Below are 26,114 nucleotides of genomic sequence, written 5' to 3'. Positions count from 1 at the left end.
GGCGCAGGATGTAAACACACGCTTACCCAGGAAGATGCGATGAACGCGAACTGCGACACGCGATCGACGGAGGTCCTGATCGTGGGTGCCGGCCCCAGCGGACTGGCGCTGCGCCTGGCGCTGGACCGGCTCGGGATCGCCTCGCTGCTGGTCGACCGGCATCCGGCCGGGCTGAACACTTCGCGCGCGGCGGTGATCCATGCGCGCACCCTGGAGATGCTGGAACCGCTGGGCGTGGTGCCGCGCCTGCTCGCGGCAGGCGTACGCACCACCATCTTCCGCGTGCGCGACGGCGACCGGGTGCTGCTGCAGATCGGCTTCGACGACCTGCCCTCGGCGCACCGCTATGCGCTGATGTGCCCGCAGAACGCGACCGAAGCGATCCTCGCCGACGCGCTGGTGCCGGACTCGGCCACGGTGTGGCGGCCCGCGCGACTGCTCTCGTTCGCAGAGTCAGCAGACGGCATCGGCGCCGACCTGGAACTGCCGCAGCAGCGCCGGCGGCAGGTGCATGCGCGCTGGATCGTCGGTTGCGACGGGGCGCACAGCGCGGTGCGGCAGGGCGCCGGGATCGCGTTCGAGGGCGGTGACTACGCGGAAACGTTCGTGTTGGCCGATGTGCGCATGGCCTGGCCGCTGCCGCGCGACGAAGTCAGCCTGTTCTTCTCGCCGCAGGGCCTGATGGTGGTGGCGCCGTTGCCGGAACCCGACGGTACCGCGGGCGATCGCCACCGGATCGTGGCCACGGTGACGGACGCAATCGGGCCGCCGACGCTGGCGCAGGTGCAGGCCTTGCTCGATGCGCGCGGACCGCGCAGTGGGCGCGCGCGCGTCGACACACTGCTGTGGCGTTCGGACTTCCATCTGCAGCACCGGGTGGCCGCGCAGATGCGCCGGGGGCGGGTCCTGCTGTGCGGCGATGCGGCGCACGTGCACAGCCCCGCCGGTGGCCAGGGCATGAACACCGGCATCCAGGACGCGGTCGCCCTGGCGACGGCGCTGCAGCAGGCGCTACGCCAGCACGACGACCAAGGCCTGGACGCCTGGGCGACCCGCCGCCGCCGCATCGCCCGCGGCGTGGTGCGCATGACCGACGCGATGACCCGCGCGGCCACCGCCACCGCGCCGGTGACGCGCACGGTCCGCAACGGCCTGCTTGGGCTGATCGATCATGCGCCGCTGATCCAACGCAGGCTGGCGGCGCGCCTGGCCGAACTGGGCAACTGAGCGGCGGATCGCCGCCGTCCCGCGCATCTGCGGGAGCAACGGAGCCGCGTCTTCACCCCTGAAGGAGGGCCGGCCCGCAGCGGCGGCGCGCATGCGCCACCGTGCGGCCAGGCCAGGCTCAGCTCAGCTGGCCGTGGCAGTGCTTGTACTTCTTACCGCTGCCGCAGGGGCACGGATCGTTGCGGCCGACCTTCGGCGCTTCGCGGGTCACCTGCGCCACGGTCGGCGCTCCCGCTTCGCCGCGTTGCACCTGCTCGGCTTCCTCGTCGGCGCCGTAGCCGCCGGCGTCCTGGTGCTGGAACTGCGCCTGGCGCAGCTGCGCCTCCATCTGCTGGCGCTCCTGCGCCTCCAGCGCCGCCACTTCCTCCTCGCTGCGGATGCGCACCCGCGCCAGCAGGGTCACCACTTCGCGCTTGGCGTGCTCCAGCATCTCCGAGAACAGCTCGAAGGCTTCCTTCTTGTATTCCTGCTTGGGCTGCTTCTGCGCGTAGCCGCGCAGGTGGATGCCCTGGCGCAGGTAGTCCATGCGCGCCAGGTGTTCCTTCCAGCTCTGGTCGAGCACGGTCAGCATCACGTGCTTCTCCAGCGCGCGCATGGTCTCGCTGCCGATCGCCGATTCCTTCTCGCGGAAATGGCGGTCCACTTCCTCGCGCACCTTCTCGACGATGCCGTCCGCGTCCAGTTCCTCGTGGCGCTTGACCAGGTCGCCGATCGACAGCGACAGGCCCAGCTCGCTGGCCAGCGTGGCTTCCAGGCCCGGCAGGTCCCACTGGTCATCCACCGAGTTCGGCGGCACGAAGCGCGACACGATGTCGTAGATCACGTCGTCGCGGATGCCGTCGACGTTCTCCTTCACCGACTCGGCGTCCAGCAACTCGTCGCGCTGGGCGTAGATCACCTTGCGCTGGTCGTTGTTGACGTCGTCGAAGTCGAGCAGGTTCTTGCGGATGTCGAAGTTGTGCGCCTCGACCTTGCGCTGCGCCTTCTCGATCTGCCGGCTGACCAGCTTGTCCTCGATGACGTCGTCTTCCTTCATGCCCATCATGCGCATCGCCTTCTGCACCCAGTCCGAGGCGAAGATGCGCATCAGGTTGTCTTCCAGCGACAGGTAGAAGCGCGAGGAACCCGGATCACCCTGGCGGCCGGAACGGCCGCGCAGCTGGTTGTCGATACGCCGCGATTCGTGGCGCTCGGTGCCGATGATGTGCAGGCCGCCGGCGGCCTTGACCGCGTCGTGGCGCTCCTGCCACGCCGCCTTCAGGCGCACGCGCGTGGCCTCGTCCGGCTCCTCGCCCAGCGCATGCAGTTCGGCTTCCAGCGAACCGCCGAGCACGATGTCGGTACCGCGGCCGGCCATGTTGGTGGCGATGGTCACCGCACCCGGCTGGCCGGCGTTGGCGACGATCTGCGCTTCGCGCTCGTGCTGCTTGGCGTTGAGCACTTCGTGCTTCACGCCGGCCTTGCGCAGGTGCTCGGACAGCATCTCCGAGGTTTCGATCGAGGTGGTGCCGACCAGCACCGGCTGGCCGCGCTTGGCGCAATCCTCGATGTCGGCCAGCACCGCGTTGAACTTGCCCTGGCGGTTGAGGAACACCTGGTCCGGCCAGTCCTTGCGGATGGTCGGGCGGTTGGTCGGGATCACCACCACTTCCAGGCCGTAGATGCTCTGGAATTCGTAGGCTTCGGTATCGGCCGTACCGGTCATGCCGGACAGCTTCTTGTACATGCGGAACAGGTTCTGGAAGGTGATGCTGGCCAGCGTCTGGTTCTCGCGCTGCACCGGCACGCCTTCCTTCGCCTCCACCGCCTGGTGCAGGCCGTCGGACCAGCGCCGGCCCGGCAGGGTGCGGCCGGTGAACTCGTCGACGATCACCACCTCGCCGTCGCGCACGATGTAGTCCACGTCGCGCTGGTAGATCGCGTGCGCGCGCAGCGCCGCGTTGAGGTGGTGGACCACGCTCAGGTTCTGCGCGCCGTACAGGCGGTCTTCCTCGTCGGTGAGGATGCCGGCGGCGCGCAGCAGTTCTTCGGCGTGCTCCATGCCCGCCTCGGACAGGTGCACCTGCTTGCCCTTCTCGTCGACCCAGAAGTCGCCCTCGCCCTCTTCCGACTCCTGCTTGATCAGCTGCGGCACGATGCGGTTGACGCGGATGTACAGCTCCGGCGACTCGTCGGCCGGGCCGGAGATGATCAGCGGCGTACGCGCTTCGTCGATCAGGATCGAGTCGACCTCGTCGACGATGGCGTAGTTGAGCCCGCGCTGGAAGCGGTCGGCCTTGGACAGCGCCATGTTGTCGCGCAGGTAGTCGAAGCCGAATTCGTTGTTGGTGCCGTAGGTGATGTCGGCGGCATAGGCGGCATGCTTGTCGCTGTGCGGCATGCCCGGGTACACCACGCCCACGCTCAGGCCCAGCCAGTTGTACAGCTTGCCCATCTGCGCGGCGTCGCGGCGCGCCAGGTAGTCGTTGACGGTGACCACGTGCACGCCCTTGTCTTCCAGCGCGTTGAGGTACACCGGCAGCGTCGCGACCAGGGTCTTGCCCTCGCCGGTGCGCATTTCCGCGATCTTGCCCAGGTGCAGGACCATGCCGCCGATCAACTGCACATCGTAGTGGCGCATGCCCAGCACGCGGCGGCTGGCCTCGCGACACACCGCGAACGCTTCCGGCAGCACCTTGTCCAGGGTCTCGCCGCCGGCGATGCGCCCGCGCAGTTCCGGGGTCTTGGCCTGCAGCTGCTCGTCGGAGAGCTGCTCCATCTCCGGCTCCAGCGCATTGATCTTGGCGACGATACGGTGGAGCTGGCGCAGTTGGCGCTCGTTGCGGCTACCGAAAACGCGAGTAAGCAGACTGTTGATCATTGAAGGAACCGGTTGGAAAGGAACGCCTCGACGGCCCGATCCCCCATGGAATCGACGGGCCGCAAACGAAACAGGGCGCGAGGCGCCCTGTCGATGGCAAAGCACATTGTAGCTTGGGGCGGCGCCCGGCGATTCAAGCGCCGGCACGCCAGGCCCCGCAAGGCTCAGCCGCGGCCGCGGCGGCCCACCGGAATGGCGCCATCGCCGAGGAACTTGGCCGGGTTCACCACCACCCCGTCCTTCCACACCTCGAAGTGCACGTGGGCGCCGGTGGAACGGCCGGTGGAGCCGGCCTTGGCCACTTCCTGGCCGACCCGCACCAGGTCGCCGACCTTCACCGACAACCGCGAATTGTGCGCATAGCGGGTGACATAGCCATTGCCGTGGTCGACCTCGACCACGTTGCCGTAGCCGCCGCGCACGCCGGAATAGCTGACCACGCCGTCGGCCACCGCCAGCACCGGGTCGCCGACATTGGCGTGGAAGTCGATGCCCTTGTGGTTGCCGGTACCACGGCCGAACGGATCGGCGCGGCCGCCGAAGGCCGAGGTGATGTAGCTGTTGCGGATCGGCATCCGCGAGGGCACCGCGTTCTGGTCCAGTTGGTGGTCGAACAGCAGCGATTCGAGCACCGACAGCTGCTGGCCGGAGGTGGCGAACTGCTGCTGCAGCCCGTCCAGTTCCTTGCCGAGCTGCTGCGCGGGCATGTCGTGGCTGGGCTCGTCGTCGCCGCCACCGACGCCGACCGGCTGGTCGAAATCGAACTCGCCGTCCTGCAGCTTGCCCATGCGGGTCAGGCGATCGCCGAGTGCGTTGAGCCGGGTCGCCTGCGCCTGCAGTTCGCCCAGCCGCGCCGCCAGGGCGTTGACCTGGGTCTGCGCGTCGCGGCGCACCTGCGCCAGTTCCTGGTCCTGCCGCTCGAGCTTGGCGCGCAGTTGCGCCGAACCACCCCACCCGGCTGCAGCGCTGACGCCGATGCCGAGTACCATGCCGAGGCCGAGCACGGAACCGAGCGCGGCGAAGGGGCGGCGATCGGCGAAATCGCGCAATCGCCACGGCAACGTCTTGACCCCCTTTTCACTGGAACGGATTACGATCTTCTTGAACGTCATATGAGTTTTCATGTCTAAGCGAAAGTCCGGCGAAGGCCATACCGCCACGCCGCAGCCGGCGCTGGACGCCGCACTGGCGGACAAGGCGGGCGACCCGTTGCGCCGCGCCCTGTGGCTCGACGCGCTGGACCGGCAGTTACGCCCCCATCTGCCGCCGAACCTGGCCTCGCGGTGTCGGTTGGCCAACGTGAACGGCGAACAGCTCGTTTTTCTCGTTGAGTCTCCGGTCTGGCACGCCCGGGTCAGGCTGGCCGAGGCCGACATCCTTGCTGCGGCCCGTTCCCTCGGGCTGAAAGCCACCAAAGTGACCGTCAAGACTGCGACTGCACCCGCGCATTCCCCAATGCAGCAGGCAAGAAGCACGCCAGCTCCGGTTTCTGCGGCCACGCATAAGGGGTTGCGCGAGGCCCTGGCTTCCCTGCAGGACGTCGTCTCCGCGACGCCCGATGCGACCACGGGCTCCGACCGTGGCCGTCGACGTACGTAGACACGCACGCCGCGACCGACGCATCCTAGCGGGCGTCGGGCGTCAGGTCGTTACCGATTCGTTAAATCGGCGTTAAGAGGAGAAGAAGAACCGGTCGATTGCCGATTCCGTGATCCCTACCCGGCCGTCACCGGGTTAAACGGGTTCAGGCGTAAGCCGCCGCCCCGTAGGCCACCGGCGCCTGCTGCGCGGCGGATTCGAAGCTGACCCATTCCCATGCCGCCTGCTCGGCGAGCAGGGCGCGGACCAGCTTGTTGTTCAGTGCGTGGCCGGACTTGTAGCCCTCGTAGGCGCCGAGGATGGCACCGCCGGCCAGGTACAGGTCGCCGATCGCATCGAGGATCTTGTGGCGCACGAACTCGTCGGCGTAGCGCAGGCCGTCGTCGTTGAGCACGCGGAACTCGTCGAGCACGATGGCGTTGTCCATCGAACCGCCCAGGCCGAGATTGCGCTCGCGCATGTACTCCAGGTCGCGCATGAAGCCGAAGGTGCGCGCGCGGGAGATTTCCTTGATGTAGGCCATCGTCGAGAACTCGATTTCCTGGCGCGACTGCTTGGCCGGGATCATCGGGTGGTCGAACTGGATGGTGAAGCCGAGCTTGTAGCCGCCGTCGTACGGCACGAAACGGGCGATCTTGTCGCCGTCGCGCACTTCGACCTCGCGCTTGATGCGGATGAAGCGCTTGGCCTTGTCCTGCTCGACGATGCCCGCCGACTGCAGCAGGAACACGAACGGGCCGGCCGAGCCGTCCATGATCGGCAGTTCGGCCGAGGACAGTTCGACGATGGCGTTGTCCACGCCGAGGCCGGCCATCGCCGACATCAGGTGCTCCACCGTCTGGATCTTGGCCTGGCCGCGGCTCAGGCCGGTGCACAGCGTGGTCTCGGTGACCAGCTCGGCATCGGCAGGCACGTCCACCGCCGGATCCAGGTCCACGCGTCGGAACACGATGCCGTGGTCGGCCGGTGCGGGGCGCAGGGTCATGTAGACCTTGTCGCCGCTGTGCAGGCCCACGCCGGTGGCGCGGATCGTGTTCTTGAGGGTGCGTTGCTGGGTCATGGCAGACAGTCTGGGAACGTCTGTTCGCACGGGAACTGAACAGACAACGAGAATATCACGCGTTTAGCTAAATTTTAACAAAGCGGTCACAGCATCCCATGCTTGCAACACTGGCCCGTGCCGGCGTCGCGGTCGCAAAAACCTGCCGGGTCGCGGGGACCCGGCAGCAAGGGACATGGCGCGCCGGCCAGGGAGGCGCTCCCGGACGGCGGTGTTGCGGGCCGGCGCACGCGCCGGCCGATGACGCAGACCTCAGTCGGCCTGGAGGCGCAGGGCGGGCCGCTTGCTTGCGAAGCACTGCTTCGCGAGCGGCCCCGCGCCCGGCCATGGATGGCCGGGCAGGCCCATCCGCAAGCCGGACGGCTGCGCCAGGGACGGCATCAGTCGGCCTGGCGGCGCAGGAACGCCGGGATGTCCAGGTAGTCGCTCGGCAGGTCGGCCGCGGCCGGCGCCGGTGCGGACGGCGCCGCGCCCATGCCGTCGCCGCTGGGACGGCGCAGGCCCAGGCCCATCGCACCGCCGACCGCCTTGGACACGGCATCGCCGCCGTGCTCGAAGTCGCCGAACTCCGGCTGGCCGGTGGTGGCGTTGCGCACCAGCTTGATCGGCGCACGCTGCTCCGGACGCTGCGACTGGCGCGACACCGCACGGTTCAGGCCGGTGGCGACCACGGTCACGCGCACTTCGTCCTGCATGTCCGGATCCAGCACGGTGCCGACCACCACGGTGGCGTCCTCGGAAGAGAAGCCCTCGATGGTGCGGCCGATCTCGTCGAACTCGGCCATGGTGAAGTCCGGGCCGGCGGTGATGTTGACCAGGATGCCGTTGGCGCCGGCCAGGTTGACGTCGTCCAGCAGCGGGTTCTGGATCGCCGCTTCGGCAGCGGCCTGCGCGCGGTCGTCGCCGCGGGCCGAACCGGTGCCCATCATCGCCAGGCCCATTTCCGACATCACGGTGCGCACGTCGGCGAAGTCGACGTTGATCAGGCCCGGACGCACGATCAGGTCGGCGATGCCCTGCACCGCGCCCTGCAGCACGTCGTTGGCGGCGCGGAACGCCTGGATCATGGTGGCGTTGCGGCCGAGCACGGTGATCAGCTTTTCATTCGGAATGGTGATCAGCGAGTCGCAGTGCTGGCTCAGTTCCTCGATGCCCTTCAGCGCCACCTGCATGCGGCGGCGGCCTTCGAACGGGAACGGCTTGGTGACCACGGCCACGGTCAGGATGCCCATTTCCTTGGCCAGCTGCGCCACCACCGGCGCGGCGCCGGTGCCGGTGCCGCCGCCCATGCCGGCGGTGATGAACACCATGTCCGCGCCCTGCAGCGCGTCCATGATGCGCTCGCGGTCTTCCAGCGCGGCCTGGCGGCCGACTTCCGGGTTCGCACCTGCGCCCAGGCCCTTGGTGACGTTGGTGCCGAGCTGCAGCTGCAGCTTGGCGCCGCAGTTCTTGATCGCCTGCGAGTCGGTGTTGGCGGTGATGAACTCCACGCCGTCCACGCTGCTGCTGACCATGTGCGCGACCGCGTTGCCGCCGCCGCCGCCCACGCCGACCACCTTGATCACTGCATTGGGTGCCATCTTTTCAATCAGTTCGAAATGCGCCATGTCCGTTTCCTCTTTGAGCCGTGAATGGGGAATCGGGAATGGGGAATCGGATCGCTCCGTTCGCTGTCCCGACACCCGCACTTCGGCGAGTGTTGTTGTTTGGAAGCTGGGAATGGGGAATCGGGAGTGGGGAATCGCAACAGTGCGTTTCCAGCCCGGGACCTTTTCCTCAGCGGAATTGCAAAAAAACCACGCTACCTACCTTCTCTCACCGCTCTCCACCGATCTCACCGCAGCACCGCCTTTGCTTTTGCTCTTACCCATTCCCAATTCCCGATTCACCATTCCCGGCCCTCAAAACTCGCCGCGATACCAGTTCTTCAATTTCTTGAACAAGCTACCGGCGCGGCCGGTCGGCAGCGACGGGCGGCGCGGGTGTTCGATCTGGCTGCCCATCAGCAGCAGGCCCACGCCGGTGGCGTGGACCGGGTTGCCGACGACTTCGCCCAGGCCGGTGACGTGCTGGGGAATGCCCACGCGTACCGGCATCTGCACCATTTCCTCGGCCAGTTCGACCACGCCTTCCATCTTCGAGGCGCCGCCGGTGAGCACCATGCCGGCGCGCACCAGTTCCTCGAAGCCGGAGCGGCGCAGTTCGGCCTGCACCATCTCGAAGATTTCCTCGTAGCGCCCCTGCACCGCCTGCGCCAGCGAATGGCGCGGCATGCGCCGCGGCGGACGGTCGCCGACGCTGGGCACCTGGATGCTTTCTTCCGCGGTGGCCAGCTGCGCCAGGGCGCAGGCGTAGCGCACCTTGATCTGCTCGGCTTCCGGGGTCGGCGTGCGCAGCATGTGCGCGATGTCGTTGGTGACATGGTCGCCGGCGATCGGCAGCGAGGCGGTGTGGCAGATCGCGCCCTGCACGAACACCGCCAGGTCGGTGGTGCCGGCGCCCATGTCCACCAGCACCACGCCCAGCTCGCGCTCGTCGGCGGTCAGCACCGCCACCGAGGACGCCAGCGAGGACAGGATCAGATCGTCCACCTGCAGGCCGCAGCGCTGCACGCACTTGCTGATGTTGGCCGCGGCCGACTGCGCGCACACCACCAGGTGCGCGTGCACCTCCAGGCGCACGCCGGTCATGCCGACCGGGTTGCGAATGCCTTCCTGCGAATCGTCCAGCACGTACTCGCGCGGGATCGCGTGGAGGATGCGCTGGTCGGCCGGGATCGCCACCGCCTTGGCCGCTTCCAGCACGCGGTCCAGGTCGTTCCAGGTCACCTCGCCGTCGCGGATCGGGACGATGCCCGGCGAGTTCTTGCACTGCACGTGGTTGCCGGAGATCGACGCGTACACCGAGCGGATCTCGCAGCCGGCCATCAGCTCGGCTTCCTCGATCGCGCGCTGGATCGACTGCACGGTGGATTCGATGTCCACGACCACGCCGCGCTTGAGCCCACGCGACTCATGCGAACCGATGCCGATCACCTCGATCGGGTTGCCGGGCGAGTATTCGCCGACCAGCGCGACGACCTTGGAGGTGCCGATGTCCAGTCCAACGATGAGGGATTTGTCGCCTTTGCGGTTCATGTCTTGGAGCCGGGAATAGAGAATCGGGAATGGGAAAGGGAGAAGAGCGGGCTCTCGCGATGGGATGGAGGGTCGGCCAGTGCCGCGTGCCGCGCAGGCTGGGCCGGCGCCGCGGGCTTCTTCTCCTTGCCCGGCTCCTTACTCGGCTCTTTGCTCTCGGGTACCCATGCCACGGTGAATCCGTTGGTGTAGCGCAGATCGGCGCGCGCCAGCGGCGGCTGGCCCGGCTGCAGCAATTGCGGCAGCACCCGGGCGAAGCGCTCCAGGCGGGCGCGCGCGTCGTCGCGGCCGACCACCACCTGCACGCCGTTGCCCAGCGCCAGCGACCAGCTGCCGCGCGCGTCCAGGGCGACGCCCTGCACCGGCAGGCCGACCGGGGCGAACAGCGCGCGCGAGGCGTTGTACAGCGCGACCACGTCGGCGGCCTTGGCGTCGGGGCCGGCCAGGTGCGGCAGGGCCACATCGCGCAGTTCGTTGGGCAGGGCGAAGATGCGGCCCTGCTCGGACAGCATGCGGTCTTCGCCCCAGCGCGCGAACGGGCGATGCTCGACGACACGCACTTCCAGCACGTCCGGCCAGCGCTTGCGCACGCGCGCGCTCTCGACCCACGGCAGGCGCTCGATCGCGTCCTGCGCATCCTGCAGGCGCACCGCGAAGAAGCCGCGGCGTGCATACGGCAGCACCACCTGGCGCAACTGCTCGGCGGACACGCGCTTGAAGTCGCCGCTCACCTGCAACCGGCTCAGCGGCCAGCGCTCGGCCCCGACCCAACCGTTGAGCACGGCTACGATCGGCAGCGCGACCAGGGCCAGCGCCAGCAGCCAGGCGAGGATGCGCAGGGAGGCGTTCATTGGCGCACCTTCCGGTGCGCGGGATTGGGGATTGGGGATTGGGGATTGGCGCAACGCGCGCAGCGGCACTCGCCGGCGGCGCGAAGCGCCGACGGTGCGAATCCCCAATCCCGAATCCCCAATCCCGGCTTCACAGCGTCTGCTCCAGGATGCGCCAGCACAGGCCGGCGAAATCCACGCCCAGCTGCGCGGCGGCCTTGGGCACCAGCGAGTGGCTGGTCATGCCCGGGGCGGTGTTGACTTCGATCAACTGCAGGCCGCGCACGCGGTCGCGCATCACGTCCACGCGGCCCCAGCCGCTGCAGCCGGCGGCGGCGAAGGCCTGCAGCGCGAGCTGGCGGATCTCGGTCTCGTCCTCGCCCTGCATGCCCGGGCACAGGTACTGGGTGTCCTCGGCAATGTACTTGGCGTGGTAGTCGTACCAGTCGCCGGCGGGGACGATGCGGATCGACGGCAGCGCGACGTCGCCGAGGATGCCGACGGTGTACTCCTCGCCCTGCACCATCTGCTCCATCAGCAGTTCGCCGCGGTAGTCGGCGGCGAAGGCGCGCACCGGCGCCAGGTCGGCCTCGGACAGCACGCGGAACACGCCGACGCTGGAGCCTTCGCAGGCCGGCTTGACGAACAGCGGGTAGCCCAGCGCGGCGGCGGCCGCGGCCAGGTCGGCCTGGGCGTCGATGCGGGCGAAGCCCGGGGTCGGCAGGCCGGCGGCGATCCACACCTGCTTGGTGCGGATCTTGTCCAGGGTCAGCGCGCTGCCGAGCACGTCGGGGCCGGTGAACGGCACCTGCAGCGCGCGCAGCAGGCCCTGCAGCACGCCGTTCTCGCCGTCGCCGCCGTGGAGGATGTTGAACACGCGATCGACTTCGCCGGCGCGGATGCGCTCGAGCAAGGCGGGAATGCCATCCACCGGCTGAGCGTCGACGCCGCGGCTGCGCAGCGCCTCGAGCACGTTGGCGCCGGAGTTCAGCGACACCTCGCGTTCGCTCGACGTGCCGCCGAGCAATACGGCGACGCGGCCGAACCCGGCCGGGTCGGTGACGCGCGGCGGCGGCAGGGTCTGCGCGCTCATGCGTCCGCTCCGCCGGCGAAGCCGTGCTGGGCGATGTGCTGGGCGACGTAGCCGATGTCGCCCGCGCCCATCATCAGCAGCAGGTCGCCGTCCTGCAGCACGTCCGGCAGCACGCTGTCGAGTTCGCCGACCTGGCCGACCACGACCGGCTCGCTGCGGCCGCGCGCGCGGATCGCACGGGCCAGCGAACGCGCGTCTGCGCCCGGGATCGGCGCCTCGCCGGCCGGGTAGACCTCGCTGAGCACCAGCGCGTCCACTTCCGACAGTACCGCGGCGAACGCATCGAACTGGTCGCGGGTGCGGCTGTAGCGATGCGGCTGGAACGCGACCACCAGGCGCTTGTCCGGCCAGCCGCCGCGGGCGGCGGCGAACACCGCGGCCAGCTCGCGCGGATGGTGGCCGTAGTCGTCGACCACGCGTACGCGCGCGCCGCCGGCGGTGGTCACTTCGCCCAGGTCGTTGAAGCGGCGGCCGATGCCGGCGAAGCTCTGCAGCGCGCTGGCGATCGCTTCCGGGGCCACGCCCAGTTGCCAGCCAATGGCGGCGGCGGCCAGTGCGTTGAGCACGTTGTGCCGGCCCGGCAGCGCCAGGGTCACCGGGATGCTGCTGCCTTCGGGCAGGCGCAGGGTGAAGCGCATGCGCGGGCCGTCCTGCACCACGTCCTCGGCGCGCACGTCGGCGTTCTCGCTGAGGCCGTAGCTCATCACATGGCGCGGGGTCTTCGCCGCCAGCGCGGCCACTTCTGGATCGTCGATGCACAAGACCGCCAGGCCGTAGAACGGCAGGCGCTGCAGGAACTCGGCGAACGCCGCCTGGACCCGGGCGAAGTCGTTGCCGTAGTTCTCCAGGTGATCGGCATCGATGTTGGTGATGACCGAGATCAGCGGGTTCAGGCGCAGGAAGCTGCCGTCGCTTTCGTCGGCCTCGGCCACCAGCCACTGGCCGCCGCCGAGCTTGGCGTTGGCGCCGGCGGCGAGCAGCTGGCCGCCGATCACGAAGGTCGGGTCCAGCCCGCCTTCGCTGAGCACCGCCGCGGCCAGGCTGGTGGTGGTGGTCTTGCCGTGGGTGCCGGCCACCGCGATACCGCGGCGGAAGCGCATCAGTTCGGCCAGCATCGCCGCGCGCGGCATGATCGGAATGCGCTGGCTGCGCGCCTCCATCAGTTCCGGGTTGTCCTCGCGGATCGCGCTGGACACCACCACGCAGTCGGTGCCGAGCACGTTGGCCGCCGAGTGCCCGCGCATCACCCGCGCACCGAGCTTGACCAGGCGCCGGGTGGCCGCATTGTCGGCGTTGTCCGAGCCAGAGACCTCGTAGCCCAGGGTCAGCATGACCTCGGCGATGCCGCTCATGCCGGTGCCGCCGATGCCGACGAAGTGCACGCGCGGGAACGCGCGGACCAGATCGCCGGTGTCGTGGAGACGGCGAATCACAGGGCACCTCCTGCGGAGGTGCCGGGATTGGGGATTCGGGATTGGGGATTCGTGTCGCTGGCGGCTGGTTGCCGCAGCGCTGCACGTTGTACGGGTGTCTGCATGGTGTCCTGCTTGTGCTCCTGCTTTTTGCCAATCCCCAATCCCGAATCCCGACTCCCGGCTTCTTCGAGCACGATGTCCGCAATCCGCTCGGCCGCATCCGGCTTGGCCAGCTGGCGCGCGGCCTCGGCCATCGCCAGGCGCTGCGCCGGCTGTGCCAGCAGGTCGCGCAGCACGCGCTGCAGGTGGCCGGCCAGGGCGTCATCCTGCTTCAGCAGCACGGCGGCGCCGCGCTCGACCAGGTACTCGGCATTGCGGGTCTGGTGGTCGTCGACGGCGGCGGCGAACGGCACCAGCACGCTGCCGATGCCGACCGCGCACAGTTCGGCCAGGGTCGAGGCGCCGGCGCGGCACACCACCAGGTCGGCCCAGGCGTAGGCGGCGGCCATGTCGCCGATGAAGGCTTCGACGCTGGCGGCGACGCCAGCGTCGGCGTAGGCGCGCGCGGCTTCCTCGCGCAGCGCTTCGCCGCACTGGTGGCGCACCTCCACGGCCACGCCGAGCGCGGCCAGCGCCTGCGGCAACGCCTGGTTGAGCGCGCGCGCGCCCTGGCTGCCGCCCAGTACCAGCAGCCGCGGCGCGCCGTGGCGCGCGGCCAGGCGCTGCGCCGGCGGCGCCAGTGCGGCGATCTCGGCGCGCACCGGATTGCCCACCGCTTCCTCGCGCGTGGCGAAGCTGCCCGGGAAGCCGGTCAGCACGCGCCGCGCGACCCGCGCCAGCACCTTGTTGGTCAGGCCCGGCGCGCGGTTCTGCTCGTGCACCAGCAGCGGCAACTTGAGCAGCCGCGCAGCCAGGCCGCCGGGGCCGGCCGCGAAGCCACCGAAACTGATCACCGCCCGCGGCGCCCGCCGGCGCAGCACGAAGCCGGCGGCGCGCACCGCGCGCATCACCCGCACCGGCGCGCCGAACAGGGCCAGCGCGCCCTTGCCGCGCAGCCCGCCGATCTCGATCGTGTCCAGCTCGATGCCGTGCTCCGGCACCAGCCGCGTTTCCATGCGCCCGGCCGCGCCCAGCCACACCACCGGCACGCCGCGCGCGCGCAGCACCTTGGCCACGGCCAGCGCGGGGAAGATGTGCCCGCCGGTGCCACCGGCGAGGATCATCACCGGACGATCGCCCTGCACCGCGCTCATCCGAGCCTCCCGAAGGTGGGTTCGACCCGCGGCTGCATGCGGCTGGTGCCACGCCCCGGGGTGCCCTGGATCGCCGCGGCGACCGCGCTGGCGCTGGCCTCGCGCGCGGCGTGCAGGTCCTCGGCGTTGTCCACGGTCTGCTTGACCGGCATTGCCGCGTCGCTGCGCACCAGCGCCACCTGGCGCTCGGCGCGATTGAGTTCGTAGGACACGCGCAGCAGCAGGCCCATCGCCGCGCAGGTCATCAGCACGCTGGAGCCGCCGGCGGAGATCAGCGGCAGGGTCAGGCCCTTGGTCGGCAGGATGCCGAGGTTCACGCCGACCGAGACGAAGCTCTGCAGGCTGATCCACAGGCCGATGCCGAAGGCGATGTAGCCGGAGAAGTGGCGCTTCATCTCCACGCAGCGCATGCCCAGCCAGAACGCGCGGCCGACCAGCAGCGCGTACAGCGAGATGATCAGGCACACGCCGACGAAGCCCAGTTCCTCGGCGATGACCGAGAAGATGAAGTCGGTGTGCGCTTCCGGCAGGTAGTTGAGCTTCTGCACCGAGCCACCGAGGCCGACCCCGAACAGTTCGCCGCGGCCCACCGCCATCAGCGCATTGGACAACTGGTAGCCGGAGCCGAGCTGGTCGGCCCACGGATCCAGGAACGAGGTGATGCGGCGCAGGCGGTACGGCTCGAGGATCGCGATGAAGGCGAACACCGGCAGGCCGATCACGATCGGCATCGACATGCGCGGCAGGTTCACCCCGCCCAGCACCAACATGCCGGCGGTGATCGCCAGCAGCAGCGTGGAGGAGCCGAAGTCCGGCTGCAGCAGCAGCAGGCCGACCAATGCCACCGCCACGCCCAGCGGCTTGAGCATCGCCGGCCACGTCGCGTTGACCTCGTCGCGGAAGCGCACCAGGTAGCTGGACAGCCACACGATGTACAGCACCTTCACCGCTTCCACGGTCTGGAAGCGCGAGATGCCCAGGTTGATCCAGCGCCGCGCGCCGTTGACCGTGCTGCCCAGGCCGGGCACGAACACCACCAGCAGCAGGCCGAAGCAGGCCAGCAGCAGCAACTGGTTGTACTGCTCGATGTTCTTCAGCTCGGTGCGCATCGCCCAGAACGCCAGGCCGATGCCGCCGGCCAGGAACAGCAGGTGGCGGCTCAGGTAGTAGAACGGGCTGGTGGTCAGCTCGATCGAGCTGGAGCCGACCATCACCACGCCCAGCGACGCCAGCGCCACTGCGGCGCCGAGCAGCCACGGGTCGTAGCGGCCACCGATGGCCTCCAGGCGGGTCGCTTGGCGGGCAGCGTCGTTCATCAGCGCACCTTCAACGTGGCCAGGCCGACCAGCACCAGCACCACCGAAATGATCCAGAAGCGCACGATCACCCGCGGCTCCGGCCAGCCCTTCAGCTCGAAGTGGTGGTGGATCGGCGCCATGCGGAACACGCGCTTGCCGGTGAGCTTGAACGAGGCGACCTGGATCATCACCGACAGGGTCTCGATGACGAACACGCCACCCATGATCACCAGCACCAGTTCCTGGCGCACGATCACCGCGATGGTGCCCAGCACCGCGCCCAGCGCCAACGCGCCGATGTCGCCCATGAACACCATCGCCGGATAGGTGTTGAACCACAGGAAGCCCAGGCCCGCGCCGGCGATCGCCGCACAGATGATGATCAGTTCGCCGGCGCCGGGGATGGTCGGGATCTTCAGGTAGGCGGAGAACACCGCGTTGCCCGACGCATAGGCGAACACGCCCAGCGCGCAGGCCACCAGCACGGTCGGCATGATCGCCAGGCCGTCCAGGCCGTCGGTCAGGTTGACGGCGTTGGAGAAGCCGACGATCCAGAAATAGGCGATGGCGACGAAGCTGATCCCGGCCAGCGGCAGCGCGATCGACTTGAACATCGGGATGTAGAAGGTGATCGCCGCCGGCACGTCGGCGGTGTAGTACAGGAACAGGCCGGCGGCCAGGCCGAAGATCGACTGCAGCAGGTACTTCCAGCGCGACTTCAGCCCGTTCGGGTCGCGGCGCACGATCTTGATCCAGTCGTCGTACCAGCCGATCACACCGAACGCCAGCATCACCGCCAGCACCAGCCACACGTAGCGGTTGCGCAGGTCGCCCCACAGCAGCACCGACAGCAGCACGGTGAGCAGGATCAGCGAACCGCCCATGGTCGGGGTGCCGGCCTTGGAGAAGTGGGTCTGCGGGCCGTCCTGGCGGATCGGCTGGCCGCCCTTGAACTGCGCCAGCTTGCGGATCACCGCCGGGCCCAGCCACAGCGACAGGAACAGCGAGGTCAGCGCCGCGAGAATGCCGCGGAAGGTCAGATAGCCGAACAGCCCGAACATGCTTTCGAGCTGCTGCAGCCAGCGGGCGAGTTCAAGCAACATGCGGCGCCTCCTGTGCCTGGTTCAGCAGCGCGCGGACCACGGTGTCCATGGCGCTGCCGCGCGAACCCTTGACGAGGAGCGTGGCCGGGGCCGGCTGGAGCGCGCCATGCGACGGCGCACCGGTGTTCTCATGCATGTGCTTGAATTCCTGCTCTTGATCCTGCTCTTGCCGATTCCCGGTTCCCGATTCCCGATTCCCGGCCACCGCCGCCAGGTCGCGCTGCAGCGCCTCGATCAGCGCCGCATGGCTGTCGAACACCCGGCCGTTCTCGCCGAAGGCCTGCGCGGCGTGGGCGCTGAGCGGGCCGAGCGCGTACAGCCGGGTCAGCCCGGCGTCGCGCGCGCGGCGCCCGCCGCTGGCGTGCAGGGCTGCGGCGTCGGCGCCGAGTTCGCGCATGTCGCCGAGCACCAGCCAGCGCTCGCCGCCGGCCGCGGCCAGCGCATCGATCGCCGCGGCCAGGGAACCGGGATTGGCGTTGTAGCTGTCGTCGATCAGCACCGCGCCGTCGGGCAGCGTGTGGGTGATCTGCCGGCCGGGGACCGGCTGCACCTGCGCCAGGCCGGCGGCGATGCGCGCCGGGGCCACGCCCAGCGCCAGCGCCAGCGCGGCGGCGGCCAGGGCGTTCTGCAAGTTGTGCCGGCCCGGCAGCGGCAGCGTCGCCTCGACGTCGCCGCGCGGCGTGTTCAGCACGAACCGGGTGAGGTCGGCGGTCATGCGCACCTGCGCCGCGCCGACGTCGGCGCCGTGCTGCAGGCCGAAGCGCAGCAGTTGCGGCCGCACGTCGGCCGTCGCCAGGCGCTGCTCGAACCACAGCCCGAAGGCGTCGTCGATATTGATGACCGCGGTGCCGTCGGCCGGCAGCGCGGTGTAGATCGCCCCCTTGGTCTGGGCGATGCCGAGCAGGCTGCCCAGGCGCTCCAGGTGCGCCGGGGCGATGTTGTTGACCAGCGACACCTGCGGCGGGGCGATGTCGGTGAGATAGGCGATGTCGCCCGGCTTGCCGGCGCCCATTTCGTAGATCGCGTAGTCGGCGTCGTCCGGCGCCTCGATCACCGCCAGCGGCAGGCCGATCTCGTTGTTGCGGTTGCCCGGGTTGGCGTAGACGCTGCCGCAGTCGATGCGGCAGGCATGCTGCAGGATCGCCAGCAGCAGCGCCTTGACGCTGGTCTTGCCGTTGCTGCCGGTGATTGCGGCCACGCGGGTGGCGCGGCCGCGCTGCATGCCGGCGGCGATCCGCGCCAGCGCCAGTTGGGTGTCGGCGACGACGATCTGCGGCAGTTCGATCTGCGGCTGCACACGCTCCACCAGCAGCGCGCTGGCGCCGCGCGCAGCGGCGTCGGCGACGAAGGCGTGACCGTCGAAACGCTCGCCGCGCAGCGCCACGTACAGGCTGCCGGCAGCCAGGCTGCGGGTGTCGTGGCTGATCGCGTCGATCGCCACATCGTCACCATGCAGTTCGGCGCCGACCCAGTGCGCGATCATCGACAACGGCAGGCGCTTCATCGGGCCGCCTCCGTCGCATGCGCGCGCAGGGCCTGCGCGGCGACCTCGGTATCGTCGAACGCATGGCGCACGCCGGCGACCTCCTGGTAGGGCTCGTGGCCCTTGCCGGCGATCAGCACGATGTCCTCGGCGCCGGCATCGGCGACCGCCATGGCGATGGCCTGCGCGCGGTCGCGCTGCACCTGCACCGCCTGCATGCCGTCGAAGCCGGCCAGGATGTCGGCGACGATGGCATCGCCGTCCTCGCCACGCGGATTGTCGTCGGTGACCACCACGCGCTCGGCCAGACGCTGCGCGATCGCCGCCATCTGCGGGCGCTTGCCGGTGTCGCGCTCGCCGCCGCAGCCGAACACGCAGGTGATGCGGCCCTGCGCGTGCGCGCGCAGGCTCTGCAGCGCCTGCTCCAGCGCGTCGGGCGTATGCGCGTAGTCGACCACCACCAGCGGCTGCGCACCATCGCCGCCGAGGCGGTTCATGCGCCCACGGATCGGCTGCAGTTGCGCCAGGGTGGCGGCGATGCGCACCGGCGCCACGTCCAGCGCATGCAGCGCGCCGGCCACGGCCAGCAGGTTGTCGACGTTGAAACGGCCCAGCAACGGCGACTGCAGCGGATGCCGCTCCTCGCCGATCGCCAGGGTGAAGCCGATGCCGCGCGCGTCCAGGCGCAGCGCCTCGGCGCGCACCTCGGCGCCGTCCTGGCCGCGCGAGCTGACCGCGATGCGGCGCAGCGCCGGATCCAGCGTGCCCAGCAGCTCGCGGCCGAACGCATCGTCCAGGTTGACCACCGCCGATTTCAGCCCCGGCGTGGCGAACAGGCGCGCCTTGGCGGCGCCGTAACTGGCCATGTCGCCGTGGTAGTCGAGATGGTCGCGGGTGAGATTGGTGAACACCGCCACGTCGAAATGCACCGCATCCACGCGGCCCTGGTCGAGCGCGTGCGAGCTGACTTCCATCGCCACCGCCTGCGCGCCAGCGTCGCGCAACTGCGCCAGCAGCGCGTGCAGCGGCAGCACCAGCGGCGTGGTGAAGCCGGTCGGCTGCACCTGCCCGTACAGGCCGGCGCCGAGCGTGCCGATGCTGCCGCTACGCGTGCCCAGCAGGTGCCAGGCCTGCGTCAGCAGTTGCACGGTGGAGGTCTTGCCGTTGGTGCCGGTGACCCCGGCCATGGTCATGGTCTGCGACGGATGGCCGTGGAACTGGTCGGCCATCGCGCCCATGCGCGCGCGCAGGCCAGGGACCGCGATCGCGTCGGCCGGCGCCGGCAGTTCGGCCGGAGCCGGCGGGTCGTACAGCACCGCGACCGCGCCGTTGGCACGCGCCTGCTCGACGAAGCCCAGGCCATGCGCGCCGAACCCGGCGATCGCCACGAAGGCATCGCCCGGGCGCACCGCGCGGCTGTCCATGACCAGCCCGGACACCTGCACGTCGTGCGCCAGCGCCACGCCCGGCAGCAGTTGCGACAGCGACATCGCGCGGGTCACTGGCGGGTCTCCTGCAGCGGCGCCGGCAACGCGGCCGGCGCCGGCGGCGCCACCGCGCGCGCGCTGGGCAGCGCGGCATCGACCTCGGCGGCGGCGTCGGGCACGGTGGCCGGATCCGGTTCCACCGGCGCCGCCGGCGGCGCATGGCCGCTCTTGCCGGCGGCCTGCGCGGCCAGCCACGACTGGATGTCGTCCGGCGGCACGTCCATCAGGCGCAGCGCGCCTTCCATCACGTTGTGGAACACTGGCGCCGAGACCAGGCCGCCGTAGTACTTGGCGCCCTGCGGGTCGTTGATGACGATGACCGTGGCGAAGCGCGGATTGCTCGCCGGCACCAGGCCCGCGAACAGCGCGTTGTAGTGGCCGCGCTCGTAGCCGCCGGGGCCGGCCTTGCGCGCGGTGCCGGTCTTGCCGGCCACGTGGTAGCCCAGGATCGCCGCGCCCTTGGCGCCGCCCTGGGTGACCACCGTCTCCATCATCGCCACCACTTCCTTGGAGATCGCCGGGTCCAGCACCTGCTTGCTGTCCTCGTGCTGGCCCTTGACGAAGGTCGGGGTCACCAGGCGCCCGCCGTTGCCCAGCGCACAGTAGGCGCGGGCGATCTGCAGCGGCGTCACCGACAGGCCGTAGCCGTAGGACATGGTGGTCTTGGACGAACCGCTCCAGCGCGCCGGCGACGGGAACACGCCGGCCGATTCGCCGGGGAAACCACTGTGCGGGGAACTGCCGTAGCCGTAGCTGTGGACCTGGTCGTAGAAGGTCTGGTCCGGCAGCTTGGCCGCGATCTTGGCCGCGCCGATGTTGGAGCTGCGGGTGATCACCCCGGTCACGGTCAGCACGCCGTTGTTGCGCGGCACGTCCTTGATGGTGAAGCGGCCCACGGACATGTAGCCGGGGTTGGTGTCGATCAGCGTGTCCTTGGTCACCACCCCGGCCTTGAGCGCGGTGGAGATGGTCAGCGGCTTCATCGTCGAGCCCGGCTCGACCAGATCGGTGACGGCGCGGTTGCGGCGCACGTCCGGGTTGACCCCGTTGACCGCGTTGGGGTTGTAGGTCGGCAGGTTGACCATGGCCAGGATCTCGCCGGTGGCCACGTCCATGATCACGATCGAGCCGCCGGCGGCCTTGTTCTCGACCAGCGCGTTGCGCAGTTCCTTGTAGGCCAGGAACTGGATGCGGCGGTCGATGCTCAGGGTCAGGTCCTTGCCCGGCTGCGCCGGCTTGACCAGGTCGATGCTCTCGACGATCGCGCCCTTGCGGTCGCGGATCACGCGCTTGGCGCCCGGCTTGCCGCGCAGCCAGGAATCGAACGCCAGCTCCAGCCCTTCCTGGCCGCGGTCGTCGATGTTGGTGAAGCCCAGCACGTGCGCCATCGCTTCGCCCTGCGGGTAGAAGCGGCGGAATTCGCGCTGCGAGAACACGCCGGGGATGCCCAGCGCGACCACCGCATGCGCCTTGTCCGGATTGATCCGGCGCTTGAGGTACATGAACTCCTTGTCCGCCTTCTGCGAGAGCTTGGCGGTCAATTCGTCGACCGGCAGCTCCAGCGCCTGCGCCAGCTGCGGGATGCGGTCGGGGCTGCGCAGCAGTTCCTGCGGATTGACCCAGATCGACTCCACCGGCGTGGACACCGCCAGCGGCTCGCCGTTGCGGTCGGTGATCATGCCGCGCGAGGTGGCGATCGGCAGTTCGCGCAGGTAGCGCGCCTCGCCCTGGCGCTGGTAGAAGTCGCTGTTGATCAACTGCACGTAGGCCGCGCGGCCGATCAGCGTCACCGAGCACAGGCCCAGCGCCGCGCCGACCAGCGCCAGGCGGCCGCGCAGGTTGAAGTTGCTGCGGGGACGGTTGCGGCCGCTCTTGTTCACGGGCGCACCACCACGATGTCGCCAGTCTCGGGGAACTTCATCCCCAGCCGCTCGCGCGCGACCTGGTCGACGCGATTGCTCTCGGCCCAGGTCGCCTGCTCCAGCTGCAGCCGGCCGAACTCGATGTTCAGCTCGTCGCGGTTGTGCTCCAGCCGCGACAGCTCCACGAACAACTGGCGATGGCGGTGGCGCATGTACACCACCCCGATCGCCGAGGCGATGGTGCAGGCGAGCAGCACGAGCAGCAGCAGCCGGCTCATGGCGCGCTCCTGTGGAGCGCGCCATGCGCCGGCGGGAATGGGGAAACGGGAATGGGGAATGGGGAAGAGCCGGCCGACTGCGCACGAAAACCTTCCGTGCCGGGAAGCGCGCTCTTGCTTTCGCCTTTACCGATTCCCGATTCTCGACTCCCGATTCCCAGCTTCTCAGCCACCCGCAACACCGCACTGCGCGCGCGCGGGTTGACCGCCAGTTCGTCGGCGTCGGCCTTGATCGCGCCGCCGTGCAGGCGCAGGGTTGGCACGAACGTCGTGGCCTCCGGCAGGCGGCGGTTGCTCGGCGGGGCCTTGGCGTGGCGCTGCATGAACTGCTTGACGATGCGGTCTTCCAGCGAGTGGAAGCTGATCACCGCCAGGCGGCCGCCGGGCTTGAGCCGGGCCAGCGCCGCGTCCAGGCCGGTTTCCAGATCGGCCAGCTCGCGGTTGATGTGGATGCGGATCGCCTGGAAGCTGCGCGTGGCCGGGTGGGTCTTGCTGTCGCCGCGCGGCATCACGCTGCCGATCAGGTCGGCCAGTTCGGCGGTGCGGGTCAGCGGCTGCTTCTCGCGGCGGGCGACGATGGCGCGGGCGATGCGCCGGCTCTGCCGCTCTTCGCCGTAGGTCCACAGCACATCGGCGATCTCGCGCTCCTCGGCGCGCGCCAGCCACTGCGCCGCGCTCTCGCCGGTGTCCGGGTCCATGCGCATGTCCAGCGGGCCGTCCTTGCCGAAGGAGAAGCCGCGCGCGGCCACGTCCAGCTGCGGCGAGGACACGCCCAGGTCGAACAGCACCCCGTCCAGCGCGGTGGCGGCGTCCCACTGGCCCAGCGCGGCGAAGCTGCCGCGATAGATGGACACGCGCGCGTCGGCGCCGAACGCATGTTCGGCTTCGGCGATCGCCTCGGGGTCCTTGTCCATCACCAGCAGCCGGCCTCCTGGGCCGAGTTTGTGCAGCACCCCGCGCGCGTGTCCGCCACGCCCGAACGTGCCATCCAGATAGATTCCGTTTTCGATCACCTGCAGCCCGTCCAGGACCTGCGCGAACAACACCGGCACATGCGCCGCCGATGGTTGCGACACCGGGAGGTGACCGGCCTGCGCCTGTCCGCGCATCCGGACACCCCGACTCACAACTTCAGATCGAGCAATCCATCGCCCAGATCCTCGTCAGACAACGTCTGCTGGATCAGTGCGCGATGAGCCTGCTCGCTCCACAGTTCGAACTTGTCGCCCATGCCCAACAGCACGGCGCGCTTTTCAATGCCCACCGCGGCGCGATGGCTCGGCGGAATGGTGATGCGGGCGTTGGCGTCCAGCTCCAGCGCGGCCGACGAACCCACCAGCTTCTGCTGCAGGACCCGCACCACGCGCTGGGTGTTGGGCTTGGCCATGACGTCGTCACGGACCCGCTCCCACTCCTTCTCCGCATACAGCCACAGGCAGCCAGCCTCGAACGGGTTGTAGGTCAGCACCAGCCGATTGCCGCTCACGCGCGCGACGAGGTCGCGGTACGCGGTGGGAACCGCCATACGCCCCTTGTCGTCCACAGTGATTGCGGTCTCGCCCTGAAACACGACGCCTGCACCTTTCCGAATCCGCCTGGGCGGTCATTGAACCACGAAAAACCACAAAAAACCCGGTTTCCCCTCAAGTGCCCACCTTAGCAGCGCGCAACGGGTTGTCAACAACTTTGCGAGCGGTAAATCGCTAGCGGGATCAATGGTTTGCAACGATCTTTAGAGACTTGTTCAAGGCTTATCCACAAGTTACTGTTTCGTCTCAAATTTTGAGATTGAACGGAAATTCAGGCCTGTGTAGGGGGCGTTAAGGCGGTCGTCACCGGCCGTCGACATGGCGCCTGGGCTCGCCTCGCGTTGCGCAAGCGCGCACACTGCCGGGCATGTGTCTGGTCGTTCTCGCGCACGCTGCGCACCCGCGATGGCGCTTGCTGCTGGTCGGCAACCGCGACGAATTCCACGCCCGCCCGACCGCGCCGCTGCAGCGCTGGCCGGCCCCGGCGCCGCGCCTGCTGGCCGGCCGCGACCTACGCTCCGGCGGCACCTGGGTGGGGCTGGACGCCGCCGGCCGCTGCGCCGTGGTCACCAACGTGCGCGACCCGCTGGCGTCGATGTCCGGCGCTTCGCGCGGCGCCCTGATCGCCGACTACCTGACCGGCGAACAGCCGGCCGCCGCCTTCGCCGACGCGCTGGCGGCGCGCGCCGACGCCTATCCGCCGTTCAACCTGCTGCTGGCCGATGCCACCGGCGCCGCCTACGTCGGCAATCACCCGCCCGGCCGCAGCGCCCTAGCGCCCGGCGTGCACGGCATGTCCAACGGCGCGCTGGACGCGCCCTGGCCGAAGACCCTGCGCCTGCGCGAGTCGGTAAGCGCCTGGATCGCCGCTGGCGACGACGACCTGGCGCCGCTGTGGCGGGCACTGGCCGACGAGACCCTGGCCGACCCGGCCGACCTGCCCGACACCGGCGTCGGCGCGGACCTGGAGCGGCGGCTGTCGCCGGCCTTCATCCGTGGCAGCGAGTACGGCACCCGCGCCAGTACCATCGTCGCGGTGGACGCCGCCGGGGACGGCTGGATCCACGAGCGCCGCTTCGGCCCGGACGGAATGTTTCTGGGGGAGACGCGACTGGAGAACCGGGACGTGGGAACGGACACCGGGAAGCAGTGACGCCTGCGCTCAGGCATCTATACCGGCGGCGGTGGCGTGGCGGAACAGCGCTGGCCCGTCGGGTGGCTGCAATCGGGACTGAAGCCCCTCCCACAACAGCCGGGCCGCCGCGGCGGCAACAGGCCCCCGATAACGCTGGCCTGAGAAAAAGTGGCGGAGCCGGCCGATAAGCCGGGTTCTGTCGTGGACAGTCATTCTTCTAGGCGCACCGTCACCGGTACGCTCAAGCAACCTACCCGGACCCGACGCGGGCCGCGCCATGAGGTCCCTATTTGGTCTTGCTCCAGGTGGGGTTTGCCGTGCCGGTCCGTTGCCGGACTCGCGGTGCGCTCTTACCGCACCATTTCACCCTTACCGGCCTGCTCGCGCAGACGTAGGCGGTATCTTTCTGTTGCACTAGTCCGTCGGCTCGCGCCGCCCAGGCGTTACCTGGCACCTTGCCCTATGGAGCCCGGACTTTCCTCGGCATCCCGCCGCACCGAAATGCGATGGGATGACGCGACTGTCTGGCCGGCTCCGCCATGCGCATTGTCGCATGCCTGTAGGAATAAATTCCCAATTGCGCGCAAATGCCCGGCGAAGCCGGACAACAAACGCACGCCTCAACCGCCATACAACGCCTTGCGCGACGCACCGGTCAGTTCGGCGGCAAGCTTGGCGGCGGTGGACGGCGGCAGGTGCTCGCTGAGCTTGGCGTAGACGCGGCGGCCTTCGGCCAGCTGCGCGTCGGCGTCGTCGCCGGCGCCCTGCACCATCAGCACGAACTCGCCCTTGCGCTGGTTGTCGTCGGCCTCGACCCGGGCGTGCAGGTCGGCCAGGGTGCCGTCGAGCACGGTCTCGAACAGTTTGGTCAGTTCACGCGCCAGCACCGCCGGGCGGGCGTCGCCGAAGGCGGCGCGGCAATCGGCCAGGGACTCGGCGATGCGGTGCGAGGCTTCGTAGAACACCAGGGTGCGTGGTTCGCTGGCCAACCGGACCAGGCGCTCGCGCCGCGCCGAGGCCTTGGCCGGCAGGAAGCCCTCGAAAGCGAAGCGGTCGCTGGGCAGGCCGGCCACGCTGAGCGCGGCGATCGCCGCACAGGCGCCCGGTACCGGGCTGACCCGCACCCCGGCCGCGCGCGCGGCGCGCACCAGGCGGTAGCCGGGGTCGCTGACCAGCGGGGTGCCGGCGTCGCTGACCAGGGCCAGCGACTGGCCCTCCAGCAGGCGCGCGACGATGCGCTGCGACAGCGCCTCCTCGTTGTGTTCGTGCAGCGCCAGCAGCGGCCGCTCGATGCCGAAGTGGGCCAGCAGCTGGCCGCTGCGGCGGGTGTCCTCGGCGCAGATCGCCGCCACCGAGCGCAGCGTCTCCTGGGCGCGCGGCGTCAGGTCGGCGAGGTTGCCGATCGGCGTGGCGACGACGTGCAGGGTTCCGGGTTGGGCGCTCATCTACGGGCTTTCCATGGTCA

At 69.7% G+C, this 26,114-nt stretch carries 21 protein-coding genes and 1 other RNA gene; 3 read left to right on the top strand and 19 right to left on the bottom strand.

From position 1 onward, the window contains the following. Positions 1–39 precede the first annotated feature (39 nt). Complete coding sequence (locus AC1G9L_RS04085) at positions 40–1,227, top strand: FAD-dependent monooxygenase (RefSeq protein WP_481070327.1); 1,188 nt, start codon at positions 40–42, stop codon at positions 1,225–1,227. Between the two features lie 118 nt (positions 1,228–1,345). Here AC1G9L_RS04085 and secA read toward each other — a convergent pair whose 3' ends face one another. Together secA and AC1G9L_RS04075 are read right to left on the bottom strand one after the other, a co-directional pair. After that, the gene (secA, locus tag AC1G9L_RS04080) at positions 1,346–4,087 is read right to left on the bottom strand and encodes a preprotein translocase subunit SecA (protein ID WP_019801209.1); all 2,742 of its coding nucleotides are present in this window, start codon (positions 4,085–4,087) and stop codon (positions 1,346–1,348) included. Positions 4,088–4,251: 164 nt separating this feature from the next. Beyond that, the gene (locus tag AC1G9L_RS04075; RefSeq protein ID WP_010340117.1) at positions 4,252–5,199 is read right to left on the bottom strand and encodes a M23 family metallopeptidase; all 948 of its coding nucleotides are present in this window, start codon (positions 5,197–5,199) and stop codon (positions 4,252–4,254) included. Positions 5,200–5,209: 10 nt separating this feature from the next. Here AC1G9L_RS04075 and AC1G9L_RS04070 point away from each other — a divergent pair, with 10 nt between their 5' ends. Then, entirely contained in the window at positions 5,210–5,686 is a 477-nt protein-coding gene (locus AC1G9L_RS04070; RefSeq protein ID WP_010340118.1) for a DciA family protein, read from the top strand. 145 nt (positions 5,687–5,831) lie between these two features. On the opposite strand, the gene lpxC is transcribed toward AC1G9L_RS04070, so the two are convergent. The 15 genes from lpxC to AC1G9L_RS03995 form a co-directional block, all read right to left on the bottom strand. Further along, a complete protein-coding gene (gene lpxC / locus AC1G9L_RS04065; RefSeq protein ID WP_010340119.1) occupies positions 5,832–6,746 on the bottom strand; it encodes a UDP-3-O-acyl-N-acetylglucosamine deacetylase in 915 nt (304 codons plus the stop codon). 380 nt (positions 6,747–7,126) lie between these two features. Continuing rightward, positions 7,127–8,353, bottom strand: a complete 1,227-nt coding sequence (gene ftsZ, locus AC1G9L_RS04060) for a cell division protein FtsZ (RefSeq protein WP_017909650.1) — start codon at positions 8,351–8,353, stop codon at positions 7,127–7,129. A 294-nt stretch (positions 8,354–8,647) separates the two neighbouring features. Beyond that, on the bottom strand, positions 8,648–9,883 hold the full coding sequence (gene ftsA / locus AC1G9L_RS04055; RefSeq protein ID WP_010340121.1) for a cell division protein FtsA: 1,236 nt from the start codon (positions 9,881–9,883) through the stop codon (positions 8,648–8,650). Next, positions 9,880–10,734, bottom strand: coding sequence for a cell division protein FtsQ/DivIB (locus tag AC1G9L_RS04050; RefSeq protein ID WP_481070326.1), 855 nt, complete (start codon positions 10,732–10,734; stop codon positions 9,880–9,882). Before AC1G9L_RS04050 ends, ftsA begins: the two co-directional genes overlap by 4 nt. Positions 10,735–10,864: 130 nt before the next feature. Beyond that, positions 10,865–11,806: a D-alanine--D-alanine ligase gene (locus tag AC1G9L_RS04045; protein WP_019800267.1), complete on the bottom strand. Its 942-nt coding sequence runs from the start codon at positions 11,804–11,806 to the stop codon at positions 10,865–10,867. Continuing rightward, positions 11,803–13,239: a UDP-N-acetylmuramate--L-alanine ligase gene (murC, locus tag AC1G9L_RS04040; RefSeq protein WP_010340124.1), complete on the bottom strand. Its 1,437-nt coding sequence runs from the start codon at positions 13,237–13,239 to the stop codon at positions 11,803–11,805. Before murC ends, AC1G9L_RS04045 begins: the two co-directional genes overlap by 4 nt. After that, entirely contained in the window at positions 13,236–14,474 is a 1,239-nt protein-coding gene (murG, locus tag AC1G9L_RS04035; RefSeq protein WP_481070325.1) for an undecaprenyldiphospho-muramoylpentapeptide beta-N-acetylglucosaminyltransferase, read from the bottom strand. Before murG ends, murC begins: the two co-directional genes overlap by 4 nt. Next, positions 14,471–15,790, bottom strand: a complete 1,320-nt coding sequence (ftsW, locus tag AC1G9L_RS04030; RefSeq protein ID WP_019800573.1) for a putative lipid II flippase FtsW — start codon at positions 15,788–15,790, stop codon at positions 14,471–14,473. Before ftsW ends, murG begins: the two co-directional genes overlap by 4 nt. Then, positions 15,790–16,875, bottom strand: coding sequence for a phospho-N-acetylmuramoyl-pentapeptide-transferase (gene mraY, locus AC1G9L_RS04025; RefSeq protein WP_010344435.1), 1,086 nt, complete (start codon positions 16,873–16,875; stop codon positions 15,790–15,792). Before mraY ends, ftsW begins: the two co-directional genes overlap by 1 nt. After that, positions 16,865–18,379 carry a UDP-N-acetylmuramoyl-tripeptide--D-alanyl-D-alanine ligase gene (locus AC1G9L_RS04020; protein ID WP_481070324.1) on the bottom strand — a complete coding sequence of 505 codons (1,515 nt, stop codon included), beginning with the start codon at positions 18,377–18,379 and terminating at the stop codon, positions 16,865–16,867. The genes mraY and AC1G9L_RS04020 overlap by 11 nt, the downstream gene beginning before the upstream one ends. Then, complete coding sequence (locus AC1G9L_RS04015) at positions 18,376–19,848, bottom strand: UDP-N-acetylmuramoyl-L-alanyl-D-glutamate--2,6-diaminopimelate ligase (RefSeq protein ID WP_481071005.1); 1,473 nt, start codon at positions 19,846–19,848, stop codon at positions 18,376–18,378. Before AC1G9L_RS04015 ends, AC1G9L_RS04020 begins: the two co-directional genes overlap by 4 nt. Positions 19,849–19,856: 8 nt before the next feature. Beyond that, positions 19,857–21,725 (bottom strand): peptidoglycan D,D-transpeptidase FtsI family protein, encoded by a 1,869-nt coding sequence (locus tag AC1G9L_RS04010; protein ID WP_371183231.1) that lies wholly within the window; start codon positions 21,723–21,725, stop codon positions 19,857–19,859. Continuing rightward, a complete protein-coding gene (gene ftsL, locus AC1G9L_RS04005; RefSeq protein WP_010344441.1) occupies positions 21,722–21,985 on the bottom strand; it encodes a cell division protein FtsL in 264 nt (87 codons plus the stop codon). The genes AC1G9L_RS04010 and ftsL overlap by 4 nt, the downstream gene beginning before the upstream one ends. Continuing rightward, complete coding sequence (gene rsmH, locus AC1G9L_RS04000; protein ID WP_019800214.1) at positions 21,982–23,094, bottom strand: 16S rRNA (cytosine(1402)-N(4))-methyltransferase RsmH; 1,113 nt, start codon at positions 23,092–23,094, stop codon at positions 21,982–21,984. Before rsmH ends, ftsL begins: the two co-directional genes overlap by 4 nt. Before the next feature lie 14 nt (positions 23,095–23,108). After that, a complete protein-coding gene (locus AC1G9L_RS03995) occupies positions 23,109–23,510 on the bottom strand; it encodes a division/cell wall cluster transcriptional repressor MraZ (RefSeq protein WP_010344444.1) in 402 nt (133 codons plus the stop codon). 371 nt (positions 23,511–23,881) lie between these two features. Between AC1G9L_RS03995 and AC1G9L_RS03990 the strand changes: the two genes are divergently transcribed. Next, on the top strand, positions 23,882–24,667 hold the full coding sequence (locus tag AC1G9L_RS03990) for an NRDE family protein (protein WP_481070323.1): 786 nt from the start codon (positions 23,882–23,884) through the stop codon (positions 24,665–24,667). Between the two features lie 151 nt (positions 24,668–24,818). Here AC1G9L_RS03990 and rnpB read toward each other — a convergent pair. Continuing rightward, positions 24,819–25,185: RNase P RNA component class A (rnpB, locus tag AC1G9L_RS03985), an RNA gene on the bottom strand. A gap of 84 nt (positions 25,186–25,269) precedes the next feature. Next, positions 25,270–26,094 (bottom strand): 16S rRNA (cytidine(1402)-2'-O)-methyltransferase, encoded by an 825-nt coding sequence (gene rsmI, locus AC1G9L_RS03980; protein ID WP_267096031.1) that lies wholly within the window; start codon positions 26,092–26,094, stop codon positions 25,270–25,272. Positions 26,095–26,114 lie beyond the last annotated feature (20 nt).

Source organism: Xanthomonas sp. NCPPB 1132, from assembly GCF_056629235.1.
The sequence above is the reverse complement of the archived record's forward strand: the minus strand, read 5'-3'. Positions and strand labels throughout refer to the sequence as shown.

Coding starts and splice junctions, on each gene's coding strand:
- AC1G9L_RS04085 (WP_481070327.1), top strand. CDS start 40: ATGAACGCGAACTGCGACACGCGATCGACGGAGGTCCTGATCGTGGGT.
- secA (WP_019801209.1), bottom strand. CDS start 4,087: ATGATCAACAGTCTGCTTACTCGCGTTTTCGGTAGCCGCAACGAGCGC.
- AC1G9L_RS04075 (WP_010340117.1), bottom strand. CDS start 5,199: ATGACGTTCAAGAAGATCGTAATCCGTTCCAGTGAAAAGGGGGTCAAG.
- AC1G9L_RS04070 (WP_010340118.1), top strand. CDS start 5,210: ATGTCTAAGCGAAAGTCCGGCGAAGGCCATACCGCCACGCCGCAGCCG.
- lpxC (WP_010340119.1), bottom strand. CDS start 6,746: ATGACCCAGCAACGCACCCTCAAGAACACGATCCGCGCCACCGGCGTG.
- ftsZ (WP_017909650.1), bottom strand. CDS start 8,353: ATGGCGCATTTCGAACTGATTGAAAAGATGGCACCCAATGCAGTGATC.
- ftsA (WP_010340121.1), bottom strand. CDS start 9,883: ATGAACCGCAAAGGCGACAAATCCCTCATCGTTGGACTGGACATCGGC.
- AC1G9L_RS04050 (WP_481070326.1), bottom strand. CDS start 10,734: ATGAACGCCTCCCTGCGCATCCTCGCCTGGCTGCTGGCGCTGGCCCTG.
- AC1G9L_RS04045 (WP_019800267.1), bottom strand. CDS start 11,806: ATGAGCGCGCAGACCCTGCCGCCGCCGCGCGTCACCGACCCGGCCGGG.
- murG (WP_481070325.1), bottom strand. CDS start 14,474: ATGAGCGCGGTGCAGGGCGATCGTCCGGTGATGATCCTCGCCGGTGGC.
- ftsW (WP_019800573.1), bottom strand. CDS start 15,790: ATGAACGACGCTGCCCGCCAAGCGACCCGCCTGGAGGCCATCGGTGGC.
- mraY (WP_010344435.1), bottom strand. CDS start 16,875: ATGTTGCTTGAACTCGCCCGCTGGCTGCAGCAGCTCGAAAGCATGTTC.
- AC1G9L_RS04020 (WP_481070324.1), bottom strand. CDS start 18,379: ATGAAGCGCCTGCCGTTGTCGATGATCGCGCACTGGGTCGGCGCCGAA.
- AC1G9L_RS04015 (WP_481071005.1), bottom strand. CDS start 19,848: ATGTCGCTGTCGCAACTGCTGCCGGGCGTGGCGCTGGCGCACGACGTG.
- ftsL (WP_010344441.1), bottom strand. CDS start 21,985: ATGAGCCGGCTGCTGCTGCTCGTGCTGCTCGCCTGCACCATCGCCTCG.
- rsmH (WP_019800214.1), bottom strand. CDS start 23,094: ATGCGCGGACAGGCGCAGGCCGGTCACCTCCCGGTGTCGCAACCATCG.
- AC1G9L_RS03995 (WP_010344444.1), bottom strand. CDS start 23,510: ATGGCGGTTCCCACCGCGTACCGCGACCTCGTCGCGCGCGTGAGCGGC.
- AC1G9L_RS03990 (WP_481070323.1), top strand. CDS start 23,882: ATGTGTCTGGTCGTTCTCGCGCACGCTGCGCACCCGCGATGGCGCTTG.
- rsmI (WP_267096031.1), bottom strand. CDS start 26,094: ATGAGCGCCCAACCCGGAACCCTGCACGTCGTCGCCACGCCGATCGGC.